Consider the following 21,405-nt stretch of genomic DNA (forward strand, 5'->3'; position numbering starts at 1 on the left):
GGCGCCCTACTGTCGACAGGATGCGGATCGCGTCCTTGCTGCCCGCCGCCACCGAGATCATCGGCGCGCTCGGGCTCGAGCAGTCCCTGGCCGCGGTCACCTTCGAGTGCGACGAGCCGCCGGGCATCCGGGAGCGCAGGCCCGTGGTCGTCGACACCGCGTTGCCCCCGGGCCTCGCGCCCGGGGAGATCGACGCGATCGTCACCGAGCGGGTGGCCCGCGGGCTGCCCCTCTACGACCTGGATCGGGAGGTGCTCGCCGGGGTCGCCCCGGACCTGATCCTCACCCAGGACCTCTGCCGCGTCTGCGCGCTGCCCGCGGGCACCGTCGACGAGGCGCTGGACGCCATCGGGATCACCGCCGACGTCCTGTCCATCGACCCGCACACCCTCGACGACGTGCTGGGCTCGATCCTCGCCGTCGGCTCCCGGGCCGGCGTGCCGGAGGTGGCGGATCGCCTGGTCGCGGGCCTGCGGGACCGGCTGGCGGCGGTGCGGGACGCCGTCGCGGGACGTCGGGTGCCGCGGGTCCTCGTGCTGGAGTGGACGGACCCGCCCTTCCTCGCCGGGCACTGGGTGCCGGAGATGGTGCACCGGGCCGGGGGAACGGCGGTCGGGGCGGTCGAGGGCGGACGCAGCGTCGGCGCCGGGTGGGACGTGCTTCCCGAGGCCGACCTGGTGCTCGTCGCGCCGTGCGGGTTCGGCCTGGACTCCGCCGTGGCGCAGGCCGAGGAGGTGCGGCAGCGGCTGCCGGGGCTCCCGGTCGTCGCGATCGACTCGGCGGCCTACGTCGTGCGCGCCGGGCCCCGGCTCGTCGACGGCGTGGAGGCGATCGCCTGGGCGCTGCACCCGGACGCCGTCCCGGAGCCGCCGCCGGGGCGCGTCGAGCGGATCGGATGATCGGGAGGAAACGGACTTCGCCCTGCGCGGCGACGCCGCCGGGTTCAGAGTGATCACCCGGAGGTGGCGGAGATGTCAGCACCTGACACGTCCCGGCTGACGGGATCCATCAACGCCCGGCTGGACCGGCTGCCGGTCACGCGTCGGCACAGGTTCGCGCTCGTCGCGGTGGGGATCGGGATGTTCTTCGATCTCTACGAGGTGTTCCTCGCGGGCACCCTCGCGACCGTCCTCGGGAAGGACTTCGGGATCACCGGTACGGCACAGAAGCTGGTGCTGGCCTCGGCGTTCGTCGGCGCGTTCGTCGGCGCCGTCGTGCTGTCCCGGCTCGCGGACAAGCTCGGCCGCCGCCGGGCGTTCTTCCTGACCCTCGGCATCTACTCCTTCTTCTCGGTGCTCGGCGGGTTCAGCGTGAACGTCGAGATGCTGATCGTCTGCCGGTTTCTGGCCGGCGTCGGGATCGGGGCGGAGCTGCCGCTGTCGGACGCCTACCTGTCCGACCTGCTGCCGGCGAACGCCAGGGGTCGGATGATCGCCTGGGCCTACACCCTGGGCTTCTGCGGTGTCCCCGCCGCCGGCCTGCTCGCCCGGGTGATCACCCCGCACGAGTTCCTGGGCCTCGCCGGCTGGCGGTGGATGTTCATCCTCGGCGGGCTCGGCGCCTTCCTCTGCTGGCTGCTGCGCCGTGCCCTGCCGGAGTCCCCGCGCTGGCTCGCGTCCGTGGGCCGCGCTGAGGAGGCCGACGCGGTGGTGCGGCGCTTCGAGGAGGCCGCCCTCCGGGAGAACCCCGGGCAGCCGCTGCCGGAGCCCGAGGTCGAGCCGCCGCCGGCCGGCAAGGAGCCGTTCGGCGCCCTGTTCCGGCCGCCATGGCGCCGCCGCACCGTGATGCTGTGGATCTTCCAGTCGGTGCAGACGTTCGGCTACTACGGCTTCGGCACCCTGGTTCCGCTGGTGCTGACGGCCAAGGGCTACGACATCGTGTCGACGCTGACCTTCACGGCGGTGACGTTCCTCGGCTATCCGGTCGGCTCGGCGCTCTCGATCCCGATCATGGAGCGGGTGGAGCGCAAGTTCCTGATCATCGCGGCGGCGCTCGGGATGCTCGTGCTCGGCCTGGCCTTCGGCTACGCGACGAGCCCGACGCCGATCATCGTGTTCGGCTTCCTCTACACAGTGGTCAGCAACCTGTTCTCCAACGGTTTCCACGTCTACTCCGGCGAGCTCTTCCCGACCACGCTGCGCGCCACCGGGGCGGGCACCGCCTACTCGCTGAGCCGGCTCGCGACGGCCGTCATGCCGTTCGTGCTGATCCCGCTGCTGAACGCGGCGGGTCCGACCGCGGTGTTCGCCGCCATCGGCGTCGCGATGCTGATCGTGGTCGTCGACGTCGCGTGGCTCGGTCCACGGACGACCGGGCGCGCCCTCACCTCGATCGCGGGATGAGGCTCAGGCCTGCGCGGTGCCCCACCGCCGCCCGACGAGGCGGGCCAGGAACGGCGCGACCAGCAGCATGAGGATCACCCGGATGACCTGTACGGCGACGACGAACGTCACGTCGCCGCCGGAGGAGATCGCGGTGGCGAGCACCGCGTAGATGCCGCCGGGGGTGGTGGCGAGGTAGCCGTCGAGGAAGGAGGTCCCCGTCGTCGCGGACAGCACCACGCCGAGGCCCGCGCACACGGCGACGATCGCCAGGATCAGCGCGGTGGCCGACGGCAGCACCCGCACGACGGTCCGCAGCGCGGCCCGGGTGAACCGCAGCCCGGCCTGCCAGCCGATCACCGCGTAGGCGACGTCGACGAGCAGGGCCGGCGGCGTCGCGCCGAACGTGAGCCCGGCCAGGCTCAGCACCAGGGCGACCACCATGGGGCCGAGCAGTGCCCCGGCCGGGACGTGCGCCTTCTCCGCGAGGGGGATTCCGACCAGGCAGCACACGGCGAGCAGGGCCACGCCGAGGTACCAGGGAGCGCTCGCGGACTCCGTGCCGCCACCGAGCCCGACGTGCCCGGCGCCGAACACCGCGGCGGCCACGATCGGCATCGTCGCGGTGACGAGCCCGACGCGCAGGTACTGGATCACCGACACGATCCGCTCGTCGCCACCGAGCTCGCGGGTCACGGCGACCAGGCCGGACGCGCCGCCGGCGGTGAGCGCGAGCATCCCGGTGAGCGGGGAGACCCCGCGCTGCAGGCCGAGCAGCAGCCCCGCGGCCATGCTGGCCACGAGCGTGCCGAGGCTGACGAGGAGGACGGGCAGCCAGTTCGCGGCGACGGCCGAGAGGGTGTCCGTCCGGGCCAGCACGCCGATGACGACGCCGATCACGGCCTGCGCCGCGGACGTCGCCGGCCTGGGCACCCGGGTCGGCCCGGCCCCGAGGAGCGCCAGCACCGTGCCGACGATCAGCCCGGCGAACAGCGCGGGGGACGGCACGCCGAGGGCGCCGAGTCCGAACGTCAGCGGGACCGTGCTCGCGACGAGCAGCGCCCAGCGGGCCCAGACGATTCGCCTGAATCGGTCCCACCTGCCGGAATCGTCCCGTCCGGCCGTGTCGGCCGTCCCGCCCTCGTCCACGCCGCAGACCCTGTCAGACGCGTCCCTCCCGCTTCCGGTGGCCCGGCGGCGGATGGCAGGGTGCGGGTCGGGGACGGTGATCGTCCCCGACGGCGACGAGCAGCACCAGCGGAGGTGAGCACCCACGATGGCGGGTGAGATCCGGACAGCGGGCCACGCCGACGACGTGGGCCTCGGGCCCGCGCTGGCCGCCCTGACCGCCCCCGGCGGGGACTTCCCGCTGACCGACGCCGTGGTGCGCGGCATACCGATGCGGGTCTACGACCGCGCCCCGCGGACCCTGCGGGAGCTGATCGCCGCGACGGCCGCCTTCGGGGACCGCCCGTACTCCGTCCACCGCGACGAGCGCACGAGCTACGCCGAGCACCTCGCCCAGGTCTACGGGCTGGCGGCGGTGCTGCGCGAGCGGTACGGCCTGGTGAAGGGCGACCGGGTGGGCATCGCCATGCGGAACTACCCCGAGTGGGGCGTGGTGTTCTTCGCCGCGCAGGTCGCCGGGTTCGTCGCCGTCCCGCTCAACGCGTGGTGGACCGGCCCCGAGCTCGTCTGGGCCGTCGAGGACTCCGGTTGCCGGATCGTCGTCGGGGACGGGCCGCGGGTCGACGCGCTCGCCGGGCACGTCGACGTCCCGCTGGTGCGGGCGCGCGGCACCGGCCCCGTACCCGCGGGCGCGGTGACCTGGGAGGACCTCGTCGCCGGCTTCGACCCGGCGGCCGGGCTCCCGGACGTCGAGGTGCTGGCCGAGGACGACTCGTCGATCCTCTACACGTCCGGCACGACCGGCCGGCCCAAGGGCGCGGTGCACTCCCACCGCAACCACGTCACGAACGCGCTGAACGTGGTGCTGACCACCCGGGCCAACGCGGTCGTGAGCGGTGCGGCGCCGCCCGCGGGCCAGCCCGGGACGCTCCTCACCTACCCGCTGTTCCACATCGCCGGGCTCAACTCGCTCTACGGCGCCGTGCTCAACGGGGCGAAGCTGGCCACGATGTACCGCTGGGACCGGGAGGAGGCGCGCGCCCTGGTCCGAGAGGAGAGGCTGACCGGCGGCGCGGGCGTTCCGACGACCATGCGCGAGCTCGCCGAGGAGGCCATCGCGCACCCGGACGAGACGGCGTCGCTGACCCGGATCGCCATGGGTGGCGCGCCGATCCCGCCCGAGCTCGTCGCGCGCATCGCCGACCACCTGGGGCCGATCTCCTTCAACGGCTACGGCCTCACCGAGACGACCTCCGCGGTGTGCGCGAACTCCGGGCAGGACTACGTGGACCGCCCGGACAGCGTCGGCCGCCCCGCGCCGGGGGCGGAGGTGCGGGTCGTCGATCCCGAGACGCTGGCGGAGCTGGCGGAGGGGGAGATCGGCGAGCTCTGGTTTCGCGGGCCGAACATCGTCCGTGGGTACTGGAACAACCCGGAGGCCGACGCCGCGGCGTTCGTCGACGGCTGGTTCCGCACCGGCGACCTCGGCCACGTCACCCGGGGCTGGGTGTACGTCGTGGACCGGCTCAAGGACGTCGTGCTGCGCGGCGGCGAGAACGTCTACAGCGTCCAGGTCGAGGCGGCCCTGCACGAGGTGCCGGGGGTGGAGGAGGTCGCGATCGTCGGCATCCCGCACCCGACCCTGGGCGAGGAGGTCGCCGCGGTGGTCCGGCTCGCCCCGGGCGCTGCGCGGGACGCGGACCTGCTGCGCCGCCACGTCACCGAGCGGGTCGCGGCCTTCGCGGCCCCGACCACCGTGATCTGGTGGGACGAGGCGCTGCCGCGGACGGCGACCGGCAAGATCCTCAAGAAGGACCTGCGGACGGCCGTGCTGAAGGACCCGGGGGAGTAGGGCTCCCCGGCAGAGCCCTGCTCTGCGCCCACGGACGCGGCGGCCGCTCAGTCCTGGAGGTCGGCGAGGCGGGCCTCGAGCCGCTCCAGGGCCACCGCCGCGTCCCGGGCGGCGCGAGCGGACTCGCGTTCCGCGCGGTCGGCCTCCTTCACCGCGGCCGACGCGTCGGAGCGCGCGTCGCGGGCCCGGTCCAGTTCGGCGGTGAGCTCGTCGACCCGGCGTTCGGCCTCGCCGCGCGCCGCCTCGGCCTGGTCGAGGGCGTTCCGGTCGGCCTCGTTGCGGTCCGTCGCCTCGTCCGCCGCGCGGCGGGCCTCGGCGACAGCCCGTTCGGCCTCCTCGCGTTCCCGCGCGCGCCGCTCCCGTTCGACGCGTTCGCGTTCGGCGGCCTCGCGCTCGGCCCGTTCGGCCTCCGGATCCGCGGCGGCCGCGTCGTCGTCGCGGGTCGCGGTTCCGGAGGACGAGGTGGCGCGCTCGGGGCCCGCCCGCCCGCCGGTCGGGCGACGCGGCGCGGACGGCCGGCGGGAGCCGGCGCCGGCGGACCGGTCCACCGAGCCGAGCCCCGGGCCGAAACCCGAGTAGCTCACCGTCCTGGTCAGCCGCCCGGAGCGCACCTCTTCCGCGACGGCCGGATCCGCGAGTGCCGCGTCGAGGATTCCCCGCAGGTCCCGTTCGACCGACTCCGTGACGCGGTGCCCTTCCGCCGCCGCCAGCCGCCGCGCCTCCCGGGCCATGGCGTTGACCAGCTTCTGCCGCTGGGAGGACAGCGCGCGCAGGGCGGGCCCGTCCAGGCTGCGCTGGGCGCCGTCCAGCTCGCCGGCGAGGTCCAGGAGGCCGTCGAGCTGCTCGCCGCGTTCCCGGGCGAGCAGGTTCGCCAGCCAGGCGGCCTGGGTCGGGCGGCGGAGGCGGCCGATCGCCTTGGCCGCGTCCTTGTCGCCGGCCTCCTTCGCCGCGGCCACGAGCTCGTCGCGCTCCGGGACGAACTCCTCCGGCGGCACGCCATAGAGGCGTTCGGCCGCCTCGGTGACGGCATCGTCCTCGGCCACCCCGCTGCCATCCGGCGGCTCGGTCCCGGCAGACGGAGCAGTCTGGTTCATACTCACTCGATTCAGTGTGACGGCAGTCACATGGGGAAGCCGCGGATACCGATTGTGACCGCCATCGAACGGGCAGACCACCGCATGAACAGCACCACTCTCATCGTAGTGATCATTGCGGTGGTGGTCGTCCTCGTCGCGATCGCCGTGGTCGCCCGGTTCATGGGCGGCAAGCGGCGCAGCGAACAGCTCCGCGAACGCTTCGGACCCGAGTACGAGCGTCACCTGGCCGAGTCGGGCGATCCCGCCCGGACCGAGCGCGAGCTCGCGGACCGGGAGAAGCGGCACAGCAAGCTCGATCTCCGCCAGCTCGACGACCGCGAGCGCGAGACCTTCCGGCACCGCTGGACCGACGTCCAGCGCGAGTTCGTCGACGACCCGAACCGTGCGGTGGACCACGCGGACTCCCTGGTCAACGAGGTGATGTCGGCCCGCGGCTACCCGGTCGACGACTTCGAGCAGCGCGCCGCGGACGTCTCCGTGGAGCACCCGGTCGTCGTCCAGCGCTACCGCGAGGCGCGCCGGATCGCCGCGGACAACCGCAGCGGCCGCGCGGACACCGAGCAGCTGCGCAACGCGGTCACCTCCTACCGAGAGCTGGTCGGCGCGCTCCTGGGCGACGAGCCCGGCGACGGGCGCAACGGACATTCCCCCCACAACTCCGCCCGCAACACGGAGGCACAGCCATGAGCGACACGCACGAGAACACCCGCAACGACGAGTCCCTCCGGCAGCGGCTGACCGACAAGCTGGTCGGCCGGGACCGGAACGAGGACCGCGACGCCCACCAGGGTGACACGCACAGTGACGACACCTACGGTGACGCTCCGCGACAGGGCGACGCCCGGTACGACGATGGCACCGACCGCGGCACGGCCGTGGTCGGCGAGCAGGGCGGCCGGTCCCAGGAGGGCTGGGTCGAGCCCGCTCGGGACGACGACCGGTTCGCCGCGAACCGTCCCGGTGCCGAGGAACGCCTCGGTGCCGACAGCCGGGACACCGGGACCGCAACGAGCGGCCTGCGTGCCGGCGACCTCGGTGACCGAGCCCCAGGTGAGCACGAGCCCGATGTCCGCACCGGTGGGATGCACGACCCGGCGACGCCCGACGGCGGTGCCCAGGCCCGGGGCGTCCAGGCCCGGGACGTCACCTCCGGCAGCATCGGCGACGCCGGTCGCGGCGGCCCGGACCAGCAGGACCCGGGCGGGCTCGCCGGGCCCGGCGCCGCGAGCGCGGGAGCCGCGGGTGCGGCCGGCGTCTCCGACCGCCGCGACTCCACCGACCGGACCGACCCGACCGGGCCGGACCGGCGCGCGGCGTCCCAGGGCGGGACGAGGCACGAGGGCGACCCCGCCCTCATCCCGGAGGACCGCTCCGCGGACTACATGCGTCGCTGGGAGTCCCTCAAGGCCGGCTTCGTCGACGAGCCCCGCGCGGCGGTGCGGGACGCGAACCAGCTCGTCGGCCAGGTGCTGGACGAGCTGGAGGAGCTGTTCCGCAACCAGCGCCGTGAGCTGGAACGCGACCTCGGCAACGACCAGGCGTCCACCGAGGACCTGCGGCTGGCGCTCGGCCGCTACCGCAACTTCTTCGACCGGCTGCTGAAGATCTGACCGGGCGGGGCACGACGAAGGGGCGGGACCTGACGATCAGGTCCCGCCCCTTCACGCTGCCCGGGGTCAGGTCAGGACGACCGCCGCGTCCGGCTCCACCACCCGGAAGGTGAAGCTCTCCTCGAGGTAGAGGCTCACCGTCGTCGCGTCGTGGTGGCTGTAGCCGATGGACAGGTCCTGGCCCACGTCGAGCAGGAAGTCCCCGCCGCGCCGGCTGACGACGATCGCGCCGTCGACCCCCGCCGTCCAGATGACCGATCCGCCCAGGATCCGCTTGAGGTGGTCGAGCAGGAGGTAGCCGCCGTTCTCCGTGGTCTCGACGATCTTCGTGTAGAGGTCCGGACCCACGGCGAGGGCGTAGGGCCCTTCGATCCCGCTGCGCCGCAGGCGGTCGACCGCGCGTGCGACGATGCCCGGCCACAGGTCGCAGTCCGCCCCGAGCGCCATCGCCGGATACGGCGAGGCCTCGGAGATGCCCTGGATCGAGGCGTTCGGCCAGCCGTGGAACACCGCGCGGTTCTCGATCTCGGCCGCCACTCGGGCGGCGCGGGCGAGGTCGTCGAACTCGGGGTCCTGGGCTCCGCGCTGCACGTCGTCGATCTCGTCGCGGCTCACCGTGAACGGCACCCGGACCTCCGAGAGCGGGAGGACCCGCCGGCTGCGGGTGCGGACGCCCTCGGAGCTGACGCCGGGCGGCGGGCCGTCCAGCGGGACCACCCGGCCCAGCGTCGCGGAGGAGTGCTGCCAGCCACCCGGCCCGACCCAGTCCGCGATCTTGCGCGCGGTGAGCAGCGGGGTGAGCCGCTCGCGGGCCTCGTCGTCGATGGCCTTCCAGGCCTCCGTGGGGATCGGGGCGAGCGAGCGGAGCAGGTGGTCGGTCGGGTTGGTCACGAAGGTCTCTCCTTGCGGCGCCGCGCCGTGGGCGGCGGCGGTGTCGTGAACGTGCGGTTCGGTCGTGACGTGCGTTCGGGACCGGGCGTCGCTCCGGCCGGTCAGGTGTTGCGGAGGCTGCCGATCCCGAGACCCACCGCGGGCCCGGCGTCGGAGGGGGGGTTCAGCTCGGCCTCGATCGTCCGCACGTACTCCTCGGGGTCCTTGTCCGCGGTGCTGATGCCGGCCGAGCCGCGGTGGCGCTCCAGGAAGTCCGCGAACTGCTTGCCCAGGGACTCGCGCAGGACGCGCGGGGCGTGGAGGCGGAAGTCCTTCAAGCCTTCGTTCTCCTCCTCGGCCATGTGCTCGTCGTTCGCCTCCCGGGCCCGGTCCGCGGCCTCCCACCAGGCGCGGCTGGCGACGGGGTGGCGGGCGGCGTCGTGCACGCCGTCCCGGATGTCGTTGTGGTCGCCGATGGCGTCGAGGGTCTCCTCGTCGGGGTCGTTCTGCCCCTTGGCGAGGAGCTGGGGGTAGAAGATCTCCTCCTCGGCGACGGCGTGCACGTCGAGTCGGTCCGCGAGCGGGTCCCACACTCGGCGCACGGCGTCGGCGTCCATCGGGGTCTGCGCGCGCAGCTCGTCGAGGTCGGCGAACTGCTGGCGGAACCACTGGTGGTCGTCGAGGATCAGCTGGGTGATGTCGGCCACGGGTCGCAGGTTACTGCCGGTCAGCCGGTTCGGCTTGTCGAAAGTGGTCAGACGCCCGGGTGGGGGACCTCGAGGGCGAGCGCGTCCCACCACCGTTCGTCCCGGTCCACCGGAGCGATCACCAGACCGTCGCGGGGCTCCGGGTCCTTCACGGCCCCGGCATCGACCAGCTCCCGCATCTTGCGCCCTACGCGCCGGTAGAAGTCCACCTGGGTGGCGCGGCCGAAGACGTGGAACCCCATGCGGTACACCGGGTTCGGGATCCCCGAGCGACGCGAGTAGGCGTGGATCCAGAACACGACCTGCCCGGTCTCGAGGTCCTTGGTCACCTCGTAGGTGAGCTTCCCCTGCTCCAGGTGGCCGTGCAGCGTCTGGTAGGTCCAGCCCCACACCCGCAGGCCGTCCACCGTCTCGTCCTTCGTCGCGGTGACCCGGACTCCCATGTAGAACCTCATCGCGAAGACGCGGCCCTCGAGGATCATGTCCCGGCCCAGCAGCGGGTCCGCCGGGCGGTAGGCGCCGCGCAGCAGCCGGTGGTCGGTGAACTCGTAGGCCCGCACCAGGGCGCAGGCCCGTTCCCACGGCCCGTCCGGCACGGGGTCGCCGGGGGGTTCGACCCCCAGGACGGCGTACCCGGAGTCGACGTGCCAGCGAGGATCGGCGGGGCCGTCCGGGGCGTCGGCCTCGTCGTAGTTGACGGGCACGTCGGCGAGCCCGTCGACGAGGTCGGCGATCTCCGAGCGCTTCAGGGCCGTTCCTCCTGCCGGACGGACTCGCCGATCAGCCATATCGTGGGGGGCCACAGCCCGACGAACAGGGCGCGCCGCTCGGCGTTGCCGCGTTCGTCCTGGTCCACGGTCTTCGCCCGCAGCCAGAGCCCGAGGCAGACCACGACGGAGGCGAGCGACGCGCTCTGCAGGTGGATCGGCCGCACGCCGCAGCGGCGGAGGAGCTTCCCGATGGTCACACCGGTTCGTTCCCGCTACGGCGGGTATGTATGCGCATGACCCACCTGCTCTCCCGCCGCCAGGTCACAGGGACCCGGCGGACGCGACGCGTCGGGGCGCTGGCCCGCTGGCCCGTCGGTTTCGCCCTGGTCACCTGGCGGTACCTGTGGCGCACCACGCCGATGCACCGTGCGGAGGAGCCGGGCGACGCGAGCGACGCCCCGCCCGCGATCCCGGCCGAGTTCGTCGACGAGAAGCTCCAGCCGCCGGCGGACGGCTACGGGGACCTCCTGCACCGCCGCTACACGGTGCGGATCAAGGGCGCCGGGACGACGCCCGAGGGGCTGATGTCCCGGCTGCAGAGCGACATCAACCGGATGGTGCCGACCGAGATCGCGATCTTCCGCCGCACCGAGGGAACCCCGGGATCGCTGACCCCGGGGGACGAGTTCCTGATCCGGCTGCCCGGACCCTGGGACGGGCCGGTGCGCGTGATCGAGAGCGACGCGACCCGCTTCCGGTTCGCGACCCTGCGGGGCCACCTCGAGGCGGGGGTGATCGAGTTCCGGACCGGGACGGTCGACGGCCGGCTGGCCTTCTCGGTCGAGTCCTGGGCGCGGCCGGGGGACCGGCTGTCCCACGTCCTCTACAACCGGCTGCGCGCCGCGAAGGAGATCCAGCTCAACATGTGGACCGAGGCGTGCCTGCGCTCGGCGCGGCTGGCCGGCGGGAGGCCGGACGGCGGGATCTCCGTGCACACCCGCCGGGTGGCGGACCCGGCCGCGTAGGCCGGGCCCGCCGACTCCGGGTCAGCTCTGCTCGTAGACCGGCGTCAGGACGGCGCGGGCGAGGGTGTGGCCGAACAGGTTGAAGCCGAGGAACGCCGGCGTGGCGTCCTGCGGGATGCCCAGGCTCTCCACGTCCACGGCGTGCACGACCGTGATGTAGCGGTGCGGGCCGTGCCCGGCCGGCGGGGCGGCGCCGAGGTAACGCTTCAGGCCCGCGTCGTTCGCCAGCTGGAACGCCCCCTCGGGCAGGCCGGAGCCCGACTCGTCGCCCGCGCCGCTCGGGAGCGACGTGACCGACGCCGGGATGTCCACGACCGCCCAGTGCCAGAAGCCCGACGCCGTGGGCGCGTCCGGGTCGTAGACGGTGACGACGAACGACTTGGTCTCGGCGGGGAAACCGCTCCACGACAGCTGCGGCGAGACGTCCTCGCCCCCCGCGCCGAAGATCCCCGAGACCTGCGGCGCCGCCAGGGTCTTGCCGTCCGCCACGTCGGTGCTGGTGACGGAGAACGACGGCACGTCGGGGAGTCCGGCGTACGGGTCGTGGCTCATGGTCACTCCTCTCTCCTCGCTGGTGGGTCTCCTCGGATCATGGCACGGGCCCTGCTGGAAGGCTGAGCGCGTGGAGAGCCTGGTGCTGATCGTCGGCCTGATGCTGGCCGCCGTGCTGCTGGTGGGGGTGGGGGACCGGCTCCGGCTGCCCTGGCCCGCGCTGATGGTCGTCCTCGGCGTGGTCGTCGCGCTGGTCCCCGGGCTGCCGGACGCCTTCGTGCTGGACCCGGACCTGATCCTGCCGCTGTTCCTGCCGCCGTTGCTCTACGCGACGGCGCAGCGCACGTCCTGGTCGCTGTTCCGGGCCCGCTGGCGCTCGATCGCGCTGCTCGCCGTGGCGCTGGTCGTGGTCACCGTGATCGCCGTCGCGGGGGTGACGGCGGTGCTGGTCCCGGGCATCACGATGACGGCCGCCGTGGCGCTCGGCGCGATGGTCGCCCCGCCGGACCCCGTCGCCGTGGAGGCCGTGGCGGGGCCCGTGCGGATGCCGCGGCGGATGCTCGCGGTGCTGCAGAGCGAGGGCCTGTTCAACGACGCGACGGCGCTGGTGATCTTCCAGACCGCGGTGCTCGCCACGGTGCGCGGGGACGACCTGAGCCTCGGCGGGCTCGCCCTGAGCTTCGTGCTCGGCGCGGCCGCCGCGGTGCTGATCGGCCTGGCCGTCGCCTACGTCGCGCGCACGGTCCTCGCCCGCCTCACCGACACCACCGGCCGCAGCGCGCTGACGCTCGTCCTGCCGTTCGCGGTGTACCTGCTGGCGGAGGAGGTGCACGCGTCCGGGGTGGTCGCCGTGGTGGTCGTCGCGCTGCAGCTGCGCCGCCTCGGCGACGCGGACGAGGCCGCCGAGCGGCTCACCCAGCGCTCCTTCTGGGACGTCGTGGAGCTGCTGGTCACCGGGGTCGCGTTCGGGCTGATCGGGCTGGACCTGCGGCAGGTCGTCACCGAGGCGGGGGACGCGCTGCCGTCGATGCTCGGGCACGCCGCGATCGTGTGCGCCGTCGTCGTCGGGGTGCGGGTGCTGTGGATGTCCGGGGCGTACCTCGTGGTCCGCAGGAGCCTGGACCCGTCGGCCGCGCCGCGGACCGGGCGCGAGGCCGTCGTGCTGGCGTGGTGCGGGATGCGCGGGCTCGCGACCCTCGCGCTGGCCCTGTCCCTGCCGGCGACGGTCGACGGCGGCGCACCGTTCCCCGGCCGGGTCGAGATCACCCTGATCGCGTGCGCGGTGCTGGTGGTGACGCTCCTGCTGCCCGGCTTCACCCTGCCGGCGCTGGTGAAGGTGCTGGGCGTCGCCGAGACGGCGGAGTCCGAGCACGCGGCGGAGAAGGCCGTCTCACGGCGGGCGCAGCGGGCCGCGCTGAACCGGATGGCCGAGGAGGAACGGCTGCGGGACCTGCCCGAGGAGGTCAGCGCCGCGTTGCGGGAGCGGATGAGCCGGCTCGACGCGGTCCTGGGGGGCGAGACGATGAGCGAGGACGAGCGGAACCGCTTCGACACCCTGCGGAAGCGGGCGTCGGCGCTGCAGGAGGTCCAGGCGTCCGCGCTCGCCTCGGCGCGGGCGGAGGTGCTGGCCGCCCGCGGGGAACCGGGTACGGACCCGGAGGCCGCGGACCGGGTGCTCCGCCGGCTGGACCTGCGCACGGTGCTCCTGGACTGAGGGCTCTCAGCCGGCGCGTTCCTCCGCGGCGGGGGCCAGGACGCCCGTGGCCTCCAGGTGGGCCGCGAGGAGGCGTCCGATGTGCAGGATGTGCTCGCTCATCGCGGCCCGTGCGGCCTCGGCGTCCCGCTTCTCCAGGGCCTCGAGGATCGCGCCGTGGTCGTGCGTGGTCGCGTCCGCCCAGCCGGGGACCCGGCCGTAGTACTGGCGCGGGACGTAGTGCACGAACAGGTTCAGCATCGACGCCAGCCGGTGCGCCCCCGCGGCCCGGTTCAGCGTGCGGTGGACGTCGTGGTTCAGCTCCTCGACGCGGGCCGTGTCGCCCCGCGCGGCGGCGTCGGAGATCGCCGCCTGCACCTGGCCGAGCCGGACGACCTCCGCCGGCGGGAGCGCCAGTGCTGCTCGCGCCGCCAGCTCCCCGGCGACGTGCGCCTGCACTGCGAACAGGTCGTCGACGTCGCCGCGGGTGAGCGGCACGACCCGGAACCCGCGCCGGGGTTCCCAGCGAACCGCGCCCTCACTGTGCAGCACCATGAGCGCCTCGCGGACGGGCGTGGCGCTGACCCCGAGCCCGGCGGCGACGTGCTCGACCCGGACGAACGTCGACGGCCGCAGCTCGCCGACCATGATGGCCTCGCGCAGCTGCGCCGCGACCCTGCCGCTGAGCTGCTGCTGCGTGCCGCCCACCCGGCTGCCGCCCAGCCCGACACCGCCCAGCCCGACACCGCCCAGCCCGACACCGCCGAGCCGCGCACCCCGCCCGGGGTCCTCCATCGCCGTCCTCCGACTCGCTCCGGAACACCACCGTAGTCGGCGGGTCCGGGGGGCGAGGGCCTATCGGGGCCCGTAGACCACCAGCGTGTTGCCCCACGGGTCCTTCGCGACCGCGCGGACCTCGTGCGGGCCCTGCTCGGCGTCCCGCAGGACGCTGCCGCCGGCGTCGATCAGCGCGGTGAGGGCGGCCTGCACGTCCGGCACCTTGAACGACGCCGCCGCGACCCCGCCGGTGACGTCCTCCTCCGGCCCGGCGAGCGCGAGCGCCGTGCCGCCCGCGTCGAGCTGGGCGTAGCGGTCGCCGTCGACGAACCGGGCGCCGAGCCCGAACGTCTCCCCGTAGAAGCGTACGGCCGCGGCGACGTCCGCCACGGGGTGCAGCACGTTGCCGATCTTCACGGGAGCCGGTTCGTCGGGCACAAGGACCTCCTGGATGCGGTGATCGTCTCCGCCGCAGCTTAGGCGTCCCTCGACCTGCGCCGGTGTCGCGAATGCGGACGGAGCGGGCCGGGCACGCCGTTGACGTGATCTGGGTCACTCAGTAGCGTCCGCCGACGGTCGACCCGAACGAGTGATCCTCTCCCAGCGCCACGATACGGAGCCCTCTCCATGAGCGGATACGACCCCAGGACGGCCACCGGCATCCCGACCGAGCCGGTGGGGTCGCTGCCCCGGCCCAGCCGGCTGCAGCAGGCCTACGCGGACTACGACGAGGGACGGATCGACAAGGCCGCGCTGGATGCGGAGCAGGACTCGGCGATCAAGGACTCGATCGAGCGGGGCAAGGCGACCGGCGCGCCGATCATCTCCGACGGAGAGCAGCGCTGGTCGTCGTTCGCGACCTACCCGATCACCGACACGCTCGCGGGGACCGGCCTGGCGCCGACGCTGGGCCCGGGCGGACAGTTCTTCGCGATCTTCGCCGACGGGCACGGGCGACAGCTGCCGAAGCTGGAGCGCGGCCCGTTCTCCTACGTCAACTACGCGGCCGACTCCCTGCGGAGGTCGCTGCCGTACGCCGGCTCGACGCCGATGAAGCAGGCGGTCATCGCACCGTCGATGCTCGCGCTGCTCTACCCCCTGACCGACCCGGTGGCGGACTACGGCCGCGACGAGTTCGAGGCCGCCCTGATCGACGAGTGCGAGAAGGACATCCGCGCCGCCTTCGACGCCGGCGCGGCCCGGGTCAGCGTGGACTTCACCGAGGGCCGGCTCGCGACCCGCGCGGACCCGCGCAACCCCTGGACCGGCGCGGGGCTGCTCCCGCACTTCATCGAGCTGAACAACCGCGTGATGGCCAGGTTCACCGCCGACGAGCGCCGGGACATCGGCATCCACACATGCCCCGGCGGGGACCGGGACTCCGTGCACTCCGCGGACGTGCCCTACACCAACCTGCTGCCGTCGATGTTCGAGATCGACGCCGGGTACTTCCTGATCCAGATGGCCAGCGAGCGGGACAAGGACCCGGTGCTGCAGGCCATCGGCGAGAACCTGCGCGACGACGCGAACGGCGTCGCGCAGACCGCGTACATCGGCGTCACCAACCCGCAGAACCCGCGGGTGGAGAGCCCGGAGGAGATCCGGGACGCGCTGGTCAGGGCGGCGAACTTCATCCCGAAGGAGCAGCTCGGCGCCACGGACGACTGCGGGTTCTCACCGTTCAGCATCGACGAGAAGCCGAACCACGGCTCGCCGGACCACGCGCGCGACGTCGCGTTCCAGAAGATCCACAACCGCGTCGAGGGCACGCGGCTCGCCGCGGAGACCCTCGGCGTCGCCGTCCCCTAGGTGATCGTGATCCCGCCGTCCACCGGGAGCGTCTGGCCGGTGACGTAGCCCCCCGCGTCGCTGGCCAGGAACACCACGCTGGCCGCGAGCTCCTCCGGGTCGCCCTTCCGGCCCAGCGGTACCCTCGGCATCATCGAGTCGAGGTAGCCGGGCGCGTAGGTGTCCGTCATCTCGGAGGCGAAGAAGCCGGGCGCGATGGCGTTGACCCGGATGCCCTTGCGCCCGCCCCACTGCTGGGCCAGGTCCCGGGTCAGCCCGATCAGCCCCGCCTTGCTCGCCGCGTACGCGGCCTGCGGCAGGTTGGCGGTGGTGATCCCCAGGATGCTCGAGATGTTGATGATGCTGCTGCCCGGGCCCATGACCCGCCCGCAGGCCTGCGCCATCCAGTAGCAGCCGTTGAGGTTGATGTCGATGACGCGGGTGAACTCCTCGACGGTCTCCCGGGTCGCCGGGACCGCGGTGCCGACGCCGGCGTTGTTCACCAGCACGTCCACCCGGCCGAACTCGGCCATCGCGGCGTCGACGAGGGCCTGGCAGTCGGGCTGCGAGGCCACGTCCGTGGCGACGGCCAGCGCACGCCGATCGAGGTCCTCGACCAGCTTCGCCGTTCCCTGCAGGCGGTCCACGCGGCGGGCGCCGAGCACGACGTCGGCCCCCGCCTCCGCCAGGGCCTTGGCGAACGCGACGCCCAGACCGGAGGACGCCCCGGTCACGATCGCCACCTTGCCGTCGAGGGAGAACCGTTCGAGAACCGTCATGACCGGGACATTACGGGACTCGTGAACGGCCGATCAGGACTCCGTCGCCCGTGCCCCGGCGGCCCGGGTGGACCCCCCGTCACATCGGGTTGCGCCGGGGCGACCCCGGGATGCGACGATCGCGGGGAGCGGTGGGCCCGGATCCACTCGGGCACACCACGACCGATCAGTCGAAGGAGACGTGGAAGATGACGCAGTCCCAGGCGCGGGTCGCCATCGTGACGGGCGGCGCCCGCGGTATCGGCGCAGCCACCGCGCAGCGGCTGGCGGCCGACGGTCTCGCGGTCGCGGTGGTCGATCTCGAGGAGTCCGCGGCGAAGGGCACCGCGGACGCGATCGCGGCGACCGGCGGGACCGCCCTCGCGGTCGGGGCGGACGTCTCCGACGCCTCGCAGGTGGAGGAGGCCGTGGCGCGCGTCGCCGAGGAGCTGGGTGCGCCGACGATCCTCGTCAACAATGCGGGGATCACCCGGGACAACCTGATCTTCAAGATGACCGAGTCGGACTGGGACGCCGTGATGGGCGTGCACCTCAAGGGCTCGTTCCTGATGACGAAGGCCGTGCAGAAGCACATGGTCGACGCCAGGTTCGGCCGGATCGTCAACCTCTCGTCGACCTCGGCGCTCGGCAACCGGGGCCAGGCCAACTACTCCACGGCCAAGGCGGGCCTGCAGGGCTTCACCAAGACCCTCGCGATCGAGCTCGGCAAGTTCGGCGTGACCGCGAACTGCATCGCGCCCGGCTTCATCGCCAGCGACATGACCAAGAACACCGCCGAGCGGCTGAACATCCCGTGGGACGAGTACCTCGCGGCCCGCGCCAAGGAGATCCCGGTGCAGCGCGCGGGCGCGCCCGAGGACATCGCGAACATGGTGTCGTTCTTCGTCGGCGAGGCCGCGGGCTTCGTGTCCGGGCAGGTCATCTACGTCGCCGGCGGCCCGAAGGCCTGACGTGACGACCATGCGGAACCCGGGGTCCGCGCCCCGGGCCCCGGTGGTCGTCCCGCCGCCGAGCGGCCCCGACCGGCTGCTCGGCGTCGGCCCGATCACGGTCGACGACGCCGGTGTCTGCCGGGCGTCGATGAGCTGCGGTCCCTGGGCGGCCGGGCCGGACGGCCAGCCGTCCGCCGGCGTCCTCGGGGTCCTGCTCGACGCCGTCCTGGGCCAGGCGACGCTCGTCGGCCGGCCCCCGGACGGCTGGGCGGTGACGACCGAGCTGGCCGTCGACCTGGCCGGCCCGGTGCCGCTCGAGGGCAGCCTCGAGTGCGCGGCGTCCGTCGTGCACGTCGACGGCGAGGGCGTCCTCGCCCGTGGGCAGGTGCTCGACGACGCGGGGCGCGTGGTCGCGGTCGCGACCGAGTGGGGCAAGTTCGTCGACGGACCTCCGGACCTCGCGCCGCCCGCGCCGGTGCCCGTGCCCCGGGCACGGGACCTGGTGGAGCTCCTCGGCGGTGTGCTCGTCCCGGCCGCGGACGGCTCCGCGCCGACGGCCTCGGTCCAGGACGGCCCCAGCCTGCGCCTCCCCGGTTCGCCGGCGCTGTCCAACGAGCTGGCGACCGTGCACGGCGGGATCCTCGCCACGGCGAGCGAGCTCGCGGCGGTCGCGGCGCTGCCCGCGACCGCCGGCCGCCCGTTCGTCACCGGCTCGCTCCGGATCGCCTACCTGCGGCCGTCGCCGATCGCCGGGGACACCCTGTTCCGGACCCGGCCGGTGCATGCCGGCCGCTCGTTCGGGGTCGTGCAGGTGGAGGCGTGGAGCGGCTCCGGCCGGCTCGCGACGACGGCGACGGTGACCCGCCGGGTGTCCTGAGCCGGACCTGTGGCGCGGGCCGAGTGGTCCGTGCCACAGTCCGCCGGTGCACTTCGTCTTCACCCCGCCCGCCGAGGCCGCCGCGGGCCTGCTCACGCTGCCGTGGGGTGAGCCCCTCGAGGAGTGGGTGGACGACCGGATCGTCGAGATCCCGCAGCGGGGCATCTCCCGGCACGTCGTGCGGTTCGTGTCCGAGGGCGGCGAGGTCTTCGCCCTCAAGGAGCTGGACGAGCGCCTGGCGCGCAAGGAGTATTCGCTGCTGCGCCGGCTCGTCGAGCTCGGGGTGCCGTCGGTGGAGGTGCTGGGCGTCGTCGTCGAGCGGCCCGGCCTCGACGCGATCCTGGTGACCCGGTTCCTGGAGCACTCGTCGTCCTACCGGGCCCTGTTCGCGAACCCGCGGGGCGGCGGGATGGCCGACCGGCTGCTCGACGCCCAGGTGGAGCTGATCGTCCGGCTGCACCTGGCCGGGTTCATGTGGGGCGACTGCTCGCTGTCGAACACCTTGTTCCGGCTCGACGCGGGCGCGCTCGCCGCCTATGTGGTGGACACGGAGACGGCCGAGATGCACCCGTCGCTCTCCCGCGGGCAGCGCGAGTACGACGTCGCGATGGCCCGCGAACGCGTCGGCGGAGAGCTGTTCGACCTGGAGGCCGGGGAAGCCCTGCCGCCCGGGATCGACCCGATCGGGGTCGCGGACGAGCTGGTCCGGCGCTACGACCGGCTCTGGGACGAGCTGACCAGCGAGACGGTCCTGCGCGCGGACGAGCAGCGCTACCGGATCGCGGAGAAGGTGCGCCGGCTCAACGACCTGGGCTTCGACGTCGACGAGGTGGAGCTGCTCGACGCCGGCCCGGAGGGCAGCCGGCTGCGCGTGCGGACCCGGGTGGCGGAGTCCGGGCACCACCGCCGTCAGCTGTTCACCCGCACCGGGCTGGACGTGGGGGAGAACCAGGCCCGGCGGCTGCTGGCGGACATCGCGAGCTACCGCGGCTACCTCGAGCAGACCGGCCGCCGCCCGGTCCCGGAGTCCGTGGCGGCGAGCCGCTGGCTGGGCGAGGTCTACGAACCGGTGCTCGCCGGGGTGCCGGCCGAGCTGCGCGGGCGGCTCGACGACGCCGAGGTCTTCCATGAGGTGCTGGAGCACCGGTGGTTCCTGTCCGAGCAGGCCGGACGGGACATCGGGACGACCGCGGCGGCGCGGGACTACATCGACCGGGTGCTGCCGGACGTGCCGGAGGAGCTGGTCGCCGACCCGCCCACGGACCCGGACGTCTTCTGAGCCGGGTCCGGGGTCAGGACCCGGAGGTGGCGCCGGAGCGCTCGGCGATGGCCCAGCCCTCCAGCGCGTCGTGCCCGGGGACCGGGACCGGCCGGCTGCTGACGTTGACGATCAGCGCGCTGCCGTCCGGCGCCCGGAACCCGATCAGCGGCGACGTCTGCGAACTGCCGATCTCCACGTTGCCCTCGGCCAGCCGGGGGACCAGCCACTGCCAGGCCCGGGTCAGCGGCGTCGGCTGCCCGCCGTCGTCCTGCGTGCTGTCCGTCCAGAGCGCCGAGTACTCCAGGCTGTGGCCCTGCGGACCCCAGAGCAGCGCCGCCGCGGCACCGGACTTCGCGAAGGCGGCCACCGAGGCCAGCGCGGAGGCGGCGCTCGCCTGGCTCTGCGGTCCGCCGACGACGCCCGGGGGGACGTCGGAGTAGAACTCGGCCCACCAGATCGGCAGCTGGGTCTTGCCCCGCAGCCACGTGTCGATCGCGGCGAGCTTCTCCGCGCCCACGCTCACCGGGTCCACGGCGTCGCCGGAACGGATGGAGGTGGAGGCGTCGACGGTGATGAAGTCCGCGCCCACGTTGTGCTCGAGCCAGTAGTCGATGACGTCCATGGGACGCTCGTCCAGCGCCCCCCAGGTCCCGGTGACCTCGGTGGTGGCGTTGTGGTCGTCCGCGGCCAGGCTGGTCATGACGGGGTAGGGGCCGCCGACCTGCACGTCCGGCCGGACGGCCTTCACCGCGGTGTAGACCTTGTTGTAGAGCTCGGTGTAGCCCTCGTAGTCCCAGCGGTTCTCGTCGGAGTGGTAGAAGCCCTTCAGCTCGTTCCACACCAGCACCCGCTCGACCTGCGGGTAGCGCTGCACCGCCTCGGCGGAGAGCTTCGCGAAGGCGTCGAAGTACTCGGGGAGCGGGGCGCGCTCGAGCTTCGACCAGTCGGTCTCGCCCTGCGAGCCGCCCTTCATCCAGTCCGGCGAGCAGCACAGCGTCAACGCCGTGCGGCCCCCGGTGTCCTCGACCAGCTTCATCCGGGTGTCGAGGGAGGCCCAGTCGAAGTCGCCCTCCGCGGGCTCCGGGTTGACCGTGCCGAAGCCCATCAGGTGGATGTTCTGCCAGATGGCACCGTCGTTGCGCAGGATGTCCTCGCCGCGCCCCCGGGCGGCGTCGGGCTCGTTGGGGTCGAGGCTGTCCTGGGTGTGGGTGACCCCGAGCTCCGTGGGCGTCGGCTGCTTCTGCCAGCTCCAGCCCTGGCCGAGGTCCAGGTAGCTCGCGGAGTCGTCCGCCTTCGTCGCCTGCGCATCGGTGCCCGTGGACGAGGTGCAGCCCGCGAGGACGAGCGTGGCGGCGAGCAGAGCCCCGAGCACGGGGACGACCAGCGCGACCGGGCCGCGGCGGGACGTGCGGCGGGGGGCGGGGCGGGATCCTTCTCGACGGATCCTGGCGAACGGCACGGGTCAGACCTCACGGTTGGCGGTGCA

Annotated in this window: 22 protein-coding genes; 11 read left to right on the top strand and 11 right to left on the bottom strand. The window is 73.7% G+C overall.

Going from position 1 to position 21,405, the window contains the following annotated elements; genetic code table 11:
* Window positions 1-20: 20 nt before the first annotated feature.
* Both WBK50_RS15050 and WBK50_RS15055 read left to right on the top strand, forming a co-directional pair.
* Window positions 21-899 carry an ABC transporter substrate-binding protein gene (locus tag WBK50_RS15050; protein ID WP_341336221.1) on the top strand — a complete coding sequence of 293 codons (879 nt, stop codon included), beginning with the start codon at window positions 21-23 and terminating at the stop codon, window positions 897-899.
* A 72-nt stretch (window positions 900-971) separates the two neighbouring features.
* Window positions 972-2,342 (top strand): MFS transporter, encoded by a 1,371-nt coding sequence (locus tag WBK50_RS15055; RefSeq protein WP_341336222.1) that lies wholly within the window; start codon window positions 972-974, stop codon window positions 2,340-2,342.
* A gap of 3 nt (window positions 2,343-2,345) precedes the next feature.
* Here WBK50_RS15055 and WBK50_RS15060 read toward each other — a convergent pair whose 3' ends face one another.
* Window positions 2,346-3,470 (bottom strand): AbrB family transcriptional regulator, encoded by a 1,125-nt coding sequence (locus tag WBK50_RS15060; RefSeq protein WP_341336223.1) that lies wholly within the window; start codon window positions 3,468-3,470, stop codon window positions 2,346-2,348.
* A 127-nt stretch (window positions 3,471-3,597) separates the two neighbouring features.
* On the opposite strand from WBK50_RS15060, the gene WBK50_RS15065 reads away from it, so the two are divergent.
* Complete coding sequence (locus tag WBK50_RS15065; RefSeq protein ID WP_341336224.1) at window positions 3,598-5,301, top strand: class I adenylate-forming enzyme family protein; 1,704 nt, start codon at window positions 3,598-3,600, stop codon at window positions 5,299-5,301.
* A gap of 47 nt (window positions 5,302-5,348) precedes the next feature.
* Here WBK50_RS15065 and WBK50_RS15070 read toward each other — a convergent pair whose 3' ends face one another.
* A complete protein-coding gene (locus WBK50_RS15070; protein ID WP_341336225.1) occupies window positions 5,349-6,344 on the bottom strand; it encodes a hypothetical protein in 996 nt (331 codons plus the stop codon).
* A 159-nt stretch (window positions 6,345-6,503) separates the two neighbouring features.
* On the opposite strand from WBK50_RS15070, the gene WBK50_RS15075 reads away from it, so the two are divergent.
* Window positions 6,504-7,085: a hypothetical protein gene (locus tag WBK50_RS15075; RefSeq protein ID WP_341336226.1), complete on the top strand. Its 582-nt coding sequence runs from the start codon at window positions 6,504-6,506 to the stop codon at window positions 7,083-7,085.
* Window positions 7,082-8,008 carry a hypothetical protein gene (locus tag WBK50_RS15080; protein ID WP_341336227.1) on the top strand — a complete coding sequence of 309 codons (927 nt, stop codon included), beginning with the start codon at window positions 7,082-7,084 and terminating at the stop codon, window positions 8,006-8,008. Before WBK50_RS15075 ends, WBK50_RS15080 begins: the two co-directional genes overlap by 4 nt.
* Before the next feature lie 66 nt (window positions 8,009-8,074).
* Here WBK50_RS15080 and WBK50_RS15085 read toward each other — a convergent pair whose 3' ends face one another.
* The 4 genes from WBK50_RS15085 to WBK50_RS15100 form a co-directional block, all read right to left on the bottom strand.
* On the bottom strand, window positions 8,075-8,899 hold the full coding sequence (locus tag WBK50_RS15085; protein WP_341336228.1) for a family 1 encapsulin nanocompartment shell protein: 825 nt from the start codon (window positions 8,897-8,899) through the stop codon (window positions 8,075-8,077).
* A 101-nt stretch (window positions 8,900-9,000) separates the two neighbouring features.
* Window positions 9,001-9,585, bottom strand: a complete 585-nt coding sequence (locus tag WBK50_RS15090; protein ID WP_341336229.1) for a hemerythrin domain-containing protein — start codon at window positions 9,583-9,585, stop codon at window positions 9,001-9,003.
* A gap of 47 nt (window positions 9,586-9,632) precedes the next feature.
* Window positions 9,633-10,373, bottom strand: a complete 741-nt coding sequence (locus WBK50_RS15095) for a DUF1990 family protein (protein WP_341336230.1) — start codon at window positions 10,371-10,373, stop codon at window positions 9,633-9,635.
* Complete coding sequence (locus WBK50_RS15100) at window positions 10,331-10,546, bottom strand: hypothetical protein (protein ID WP_445942360.1); 216 nt, start codon at window positions 10,544-10,546, stop codon at window positions 10,331-10,333. Before WBK50_RS15100 ends, WBK50_RS15095 begins: the two co-directional genes overlap by 43 nt.
* Window positions 10,547-10,582: 36 nt before the next feature.
* Here WBK50_RS15100 and WBK50_RS15105 point away from each other — a divergent pair, with 36 nt between their 5' ends.
* A complete protein-coding gene (locus WBK50_RS15105) occupies window positions 10,583-11,320 on the top strand; it encodes a DUF1990 family protein (protein ID WP_341336232.1) in 738 nt (245 codons plus the stop codon).
* A 21-nt stretch (window positions 11,321-11,341) separates the two neighbouring features.
* On the opposite strand, the gene WBK50_RS15110 is transcribed toward WBK50_RS15105, so the two are convergent.
* A complete protein-coding gene (locus tag WBK50_RS15110; protein ID WP_341336233.1) occupies window positions 11,342-11,872 on the bottom strand; it encodes a YbhB/YbcL family Raf kinase inhibitor-like protein in 531 nt (176 codons plus the stop codon).
* Between the two features lie 70 nt (window positions 11,873-11,942).
* Here WBK50_RS15110 and WBK50_RS15115 point away from each other — a divergent pair, with 70 nt between their 5' ends.
* The gene (locus tag WBK50_RS15115; RefSeq protein ID WP_341336234.1) at window positions 11,943-13,526 is read left to right on the top strand and encodes a Na+/H+ antiporter; all 1,584 of its coding nucleotides are present in this window, start codon (window positions 11,943-11,945) and stop codon (window positions 13,524-13,526) included.
* A 6-nt stretch (window positions 13,527-13,532) separates the two neighbouring features.
* Here the strand turns inward: WBK50_RS15115 and WBK50_RS15120 are convergent, their stop codons facing one another.
* Both WBK50_RS15120 and WBK50_RS15125 read right to left on the bottom strand, forming a co-directional pair.
* A complete protein-coding gene (locus WBK50_RS15120) occupies window positions 13,533-14,300 on the bottom strand; it encodes a GntR family transcriptional regulator (protein ID WP_341336235.1) in 768 nt (255 codons plus the stop codon).
* A 60-nt stretch (window positions 14,301-14,360) separates the two neighbouring features.
* Window positions 14,361-14,720 (bottom strand): VOC family protein, encoded by a 360-nt coding sequence (locus WBK50_RS15125; protein ID WP_341336236.1) that lies wholly within the window; start codon window positions 14,718-14,720, stop codon window positions 14,361-14,363.
* Between the two features lie 189 nt (window positions 14,721-14,909).
* Between WBK50_RS15125 and WBK50_RS15130 the strand changes: the two genes are divergently transcribed.
* Entirely contained in the window at window positions 14,910-16,091 is a 1,182-nt protein-coding gene (locus WBK50_RS15130) for a 5-methyltetrahydropteroyltriglutamate--homocysteine methyltransferase (protein ID WP_341336237.1), read from the top strand.
* On the opposite strand, the gene WBK50_RS15135 is transcribed toward WBK50_RS15130, so the two are convergent.
* A complete protein-coding gene (locus WBK50_RS15135; RefSeq protein WP_341336238.1) occupies window positions 16,088-16,849 on the bottom strand; it encodes an SDR family NAD(P)-dependent oxidoreductase in 762 nt (253 codons plus the stop codon). The genes WBK50_RS15130 and WBK50_RS15135 overlap by 4 nt on opposite strands.
* Before the next feature lie 188 nt (window positions 16,850-17,037).
* Here WBK50_RS15135 and fabG point away from each other — a divergent pair, with 188 nt between their 5' ends.
* The 3 genes from fabG to WBK50_RS15150 are packed head-to-tail and all read left to right on the top strand — an operon-like array spanning window position 17,038 to window position 19,937.
* Window positions 17,038-17,799: a 3-oxoacyl-ACP reductase FabG gene (gene fabG / locus WBK50_RS15140; RefSeq protein WP_341336239.1), complete on the top strand. Its 762-nt coding sequence runs from the start codon at window positions 17,038-17,040 to the stop codon at window positions 17,797-17,799.
* Window positions 17,800-17,809: 10 nt separating this feature from the next.
* On the top strand, window positions 17,810-18,658 hold the full coding sequence (locus WBK50_RS15145; RefSeq protein ID WP_341336240.1) for a PaaI family thioesterase: 849 nt from the start codon (window positions 17,810-17,812) through the stop codon (window positions 18,656-18,658).
* Between the two features lie 46 nt (window positions 18,659-18,704).
* Window positions 18,705-19,937 (top strand): DUF4032 domain-containing protein, encoded by a 1,233-nt coding sequence (locus WBK50_RS15150; RefSeq protein WP_341336241.1) that lies wholly within the window; start codon window positions 18,705-18,707, stop codon window positions 19,935-19,937.
* Between the two features lie 13 nt (window positions 19,938-19,950).
* Here WBK50_RS15150 and WBK50_RS15155 read toward each other — a convergent pair whose 3' ends face one another.
* Window positions 19,951-21,378 (bottom strand): hypothetical protein, encoded by a 1,428-nt coding sequence (locus WBK50_RS15155; RefSeq protein WP_341336242.1) that lies wholly within the window; start codon window positions 21,376-21,378, stop codon window positions 19,951-19,953.
* Window positions 21,379-21,405 lie beyond the last annotated feature (27 nt).

Source organism: Pseudonocardia sp. T1-2H (assembly GCF_038039215.1).
GTDB lineage: Bacteria > Actinomycetota > Actinomycetes > Mycobacteriales > Pseudonocardiaceae > Pseudonocardia.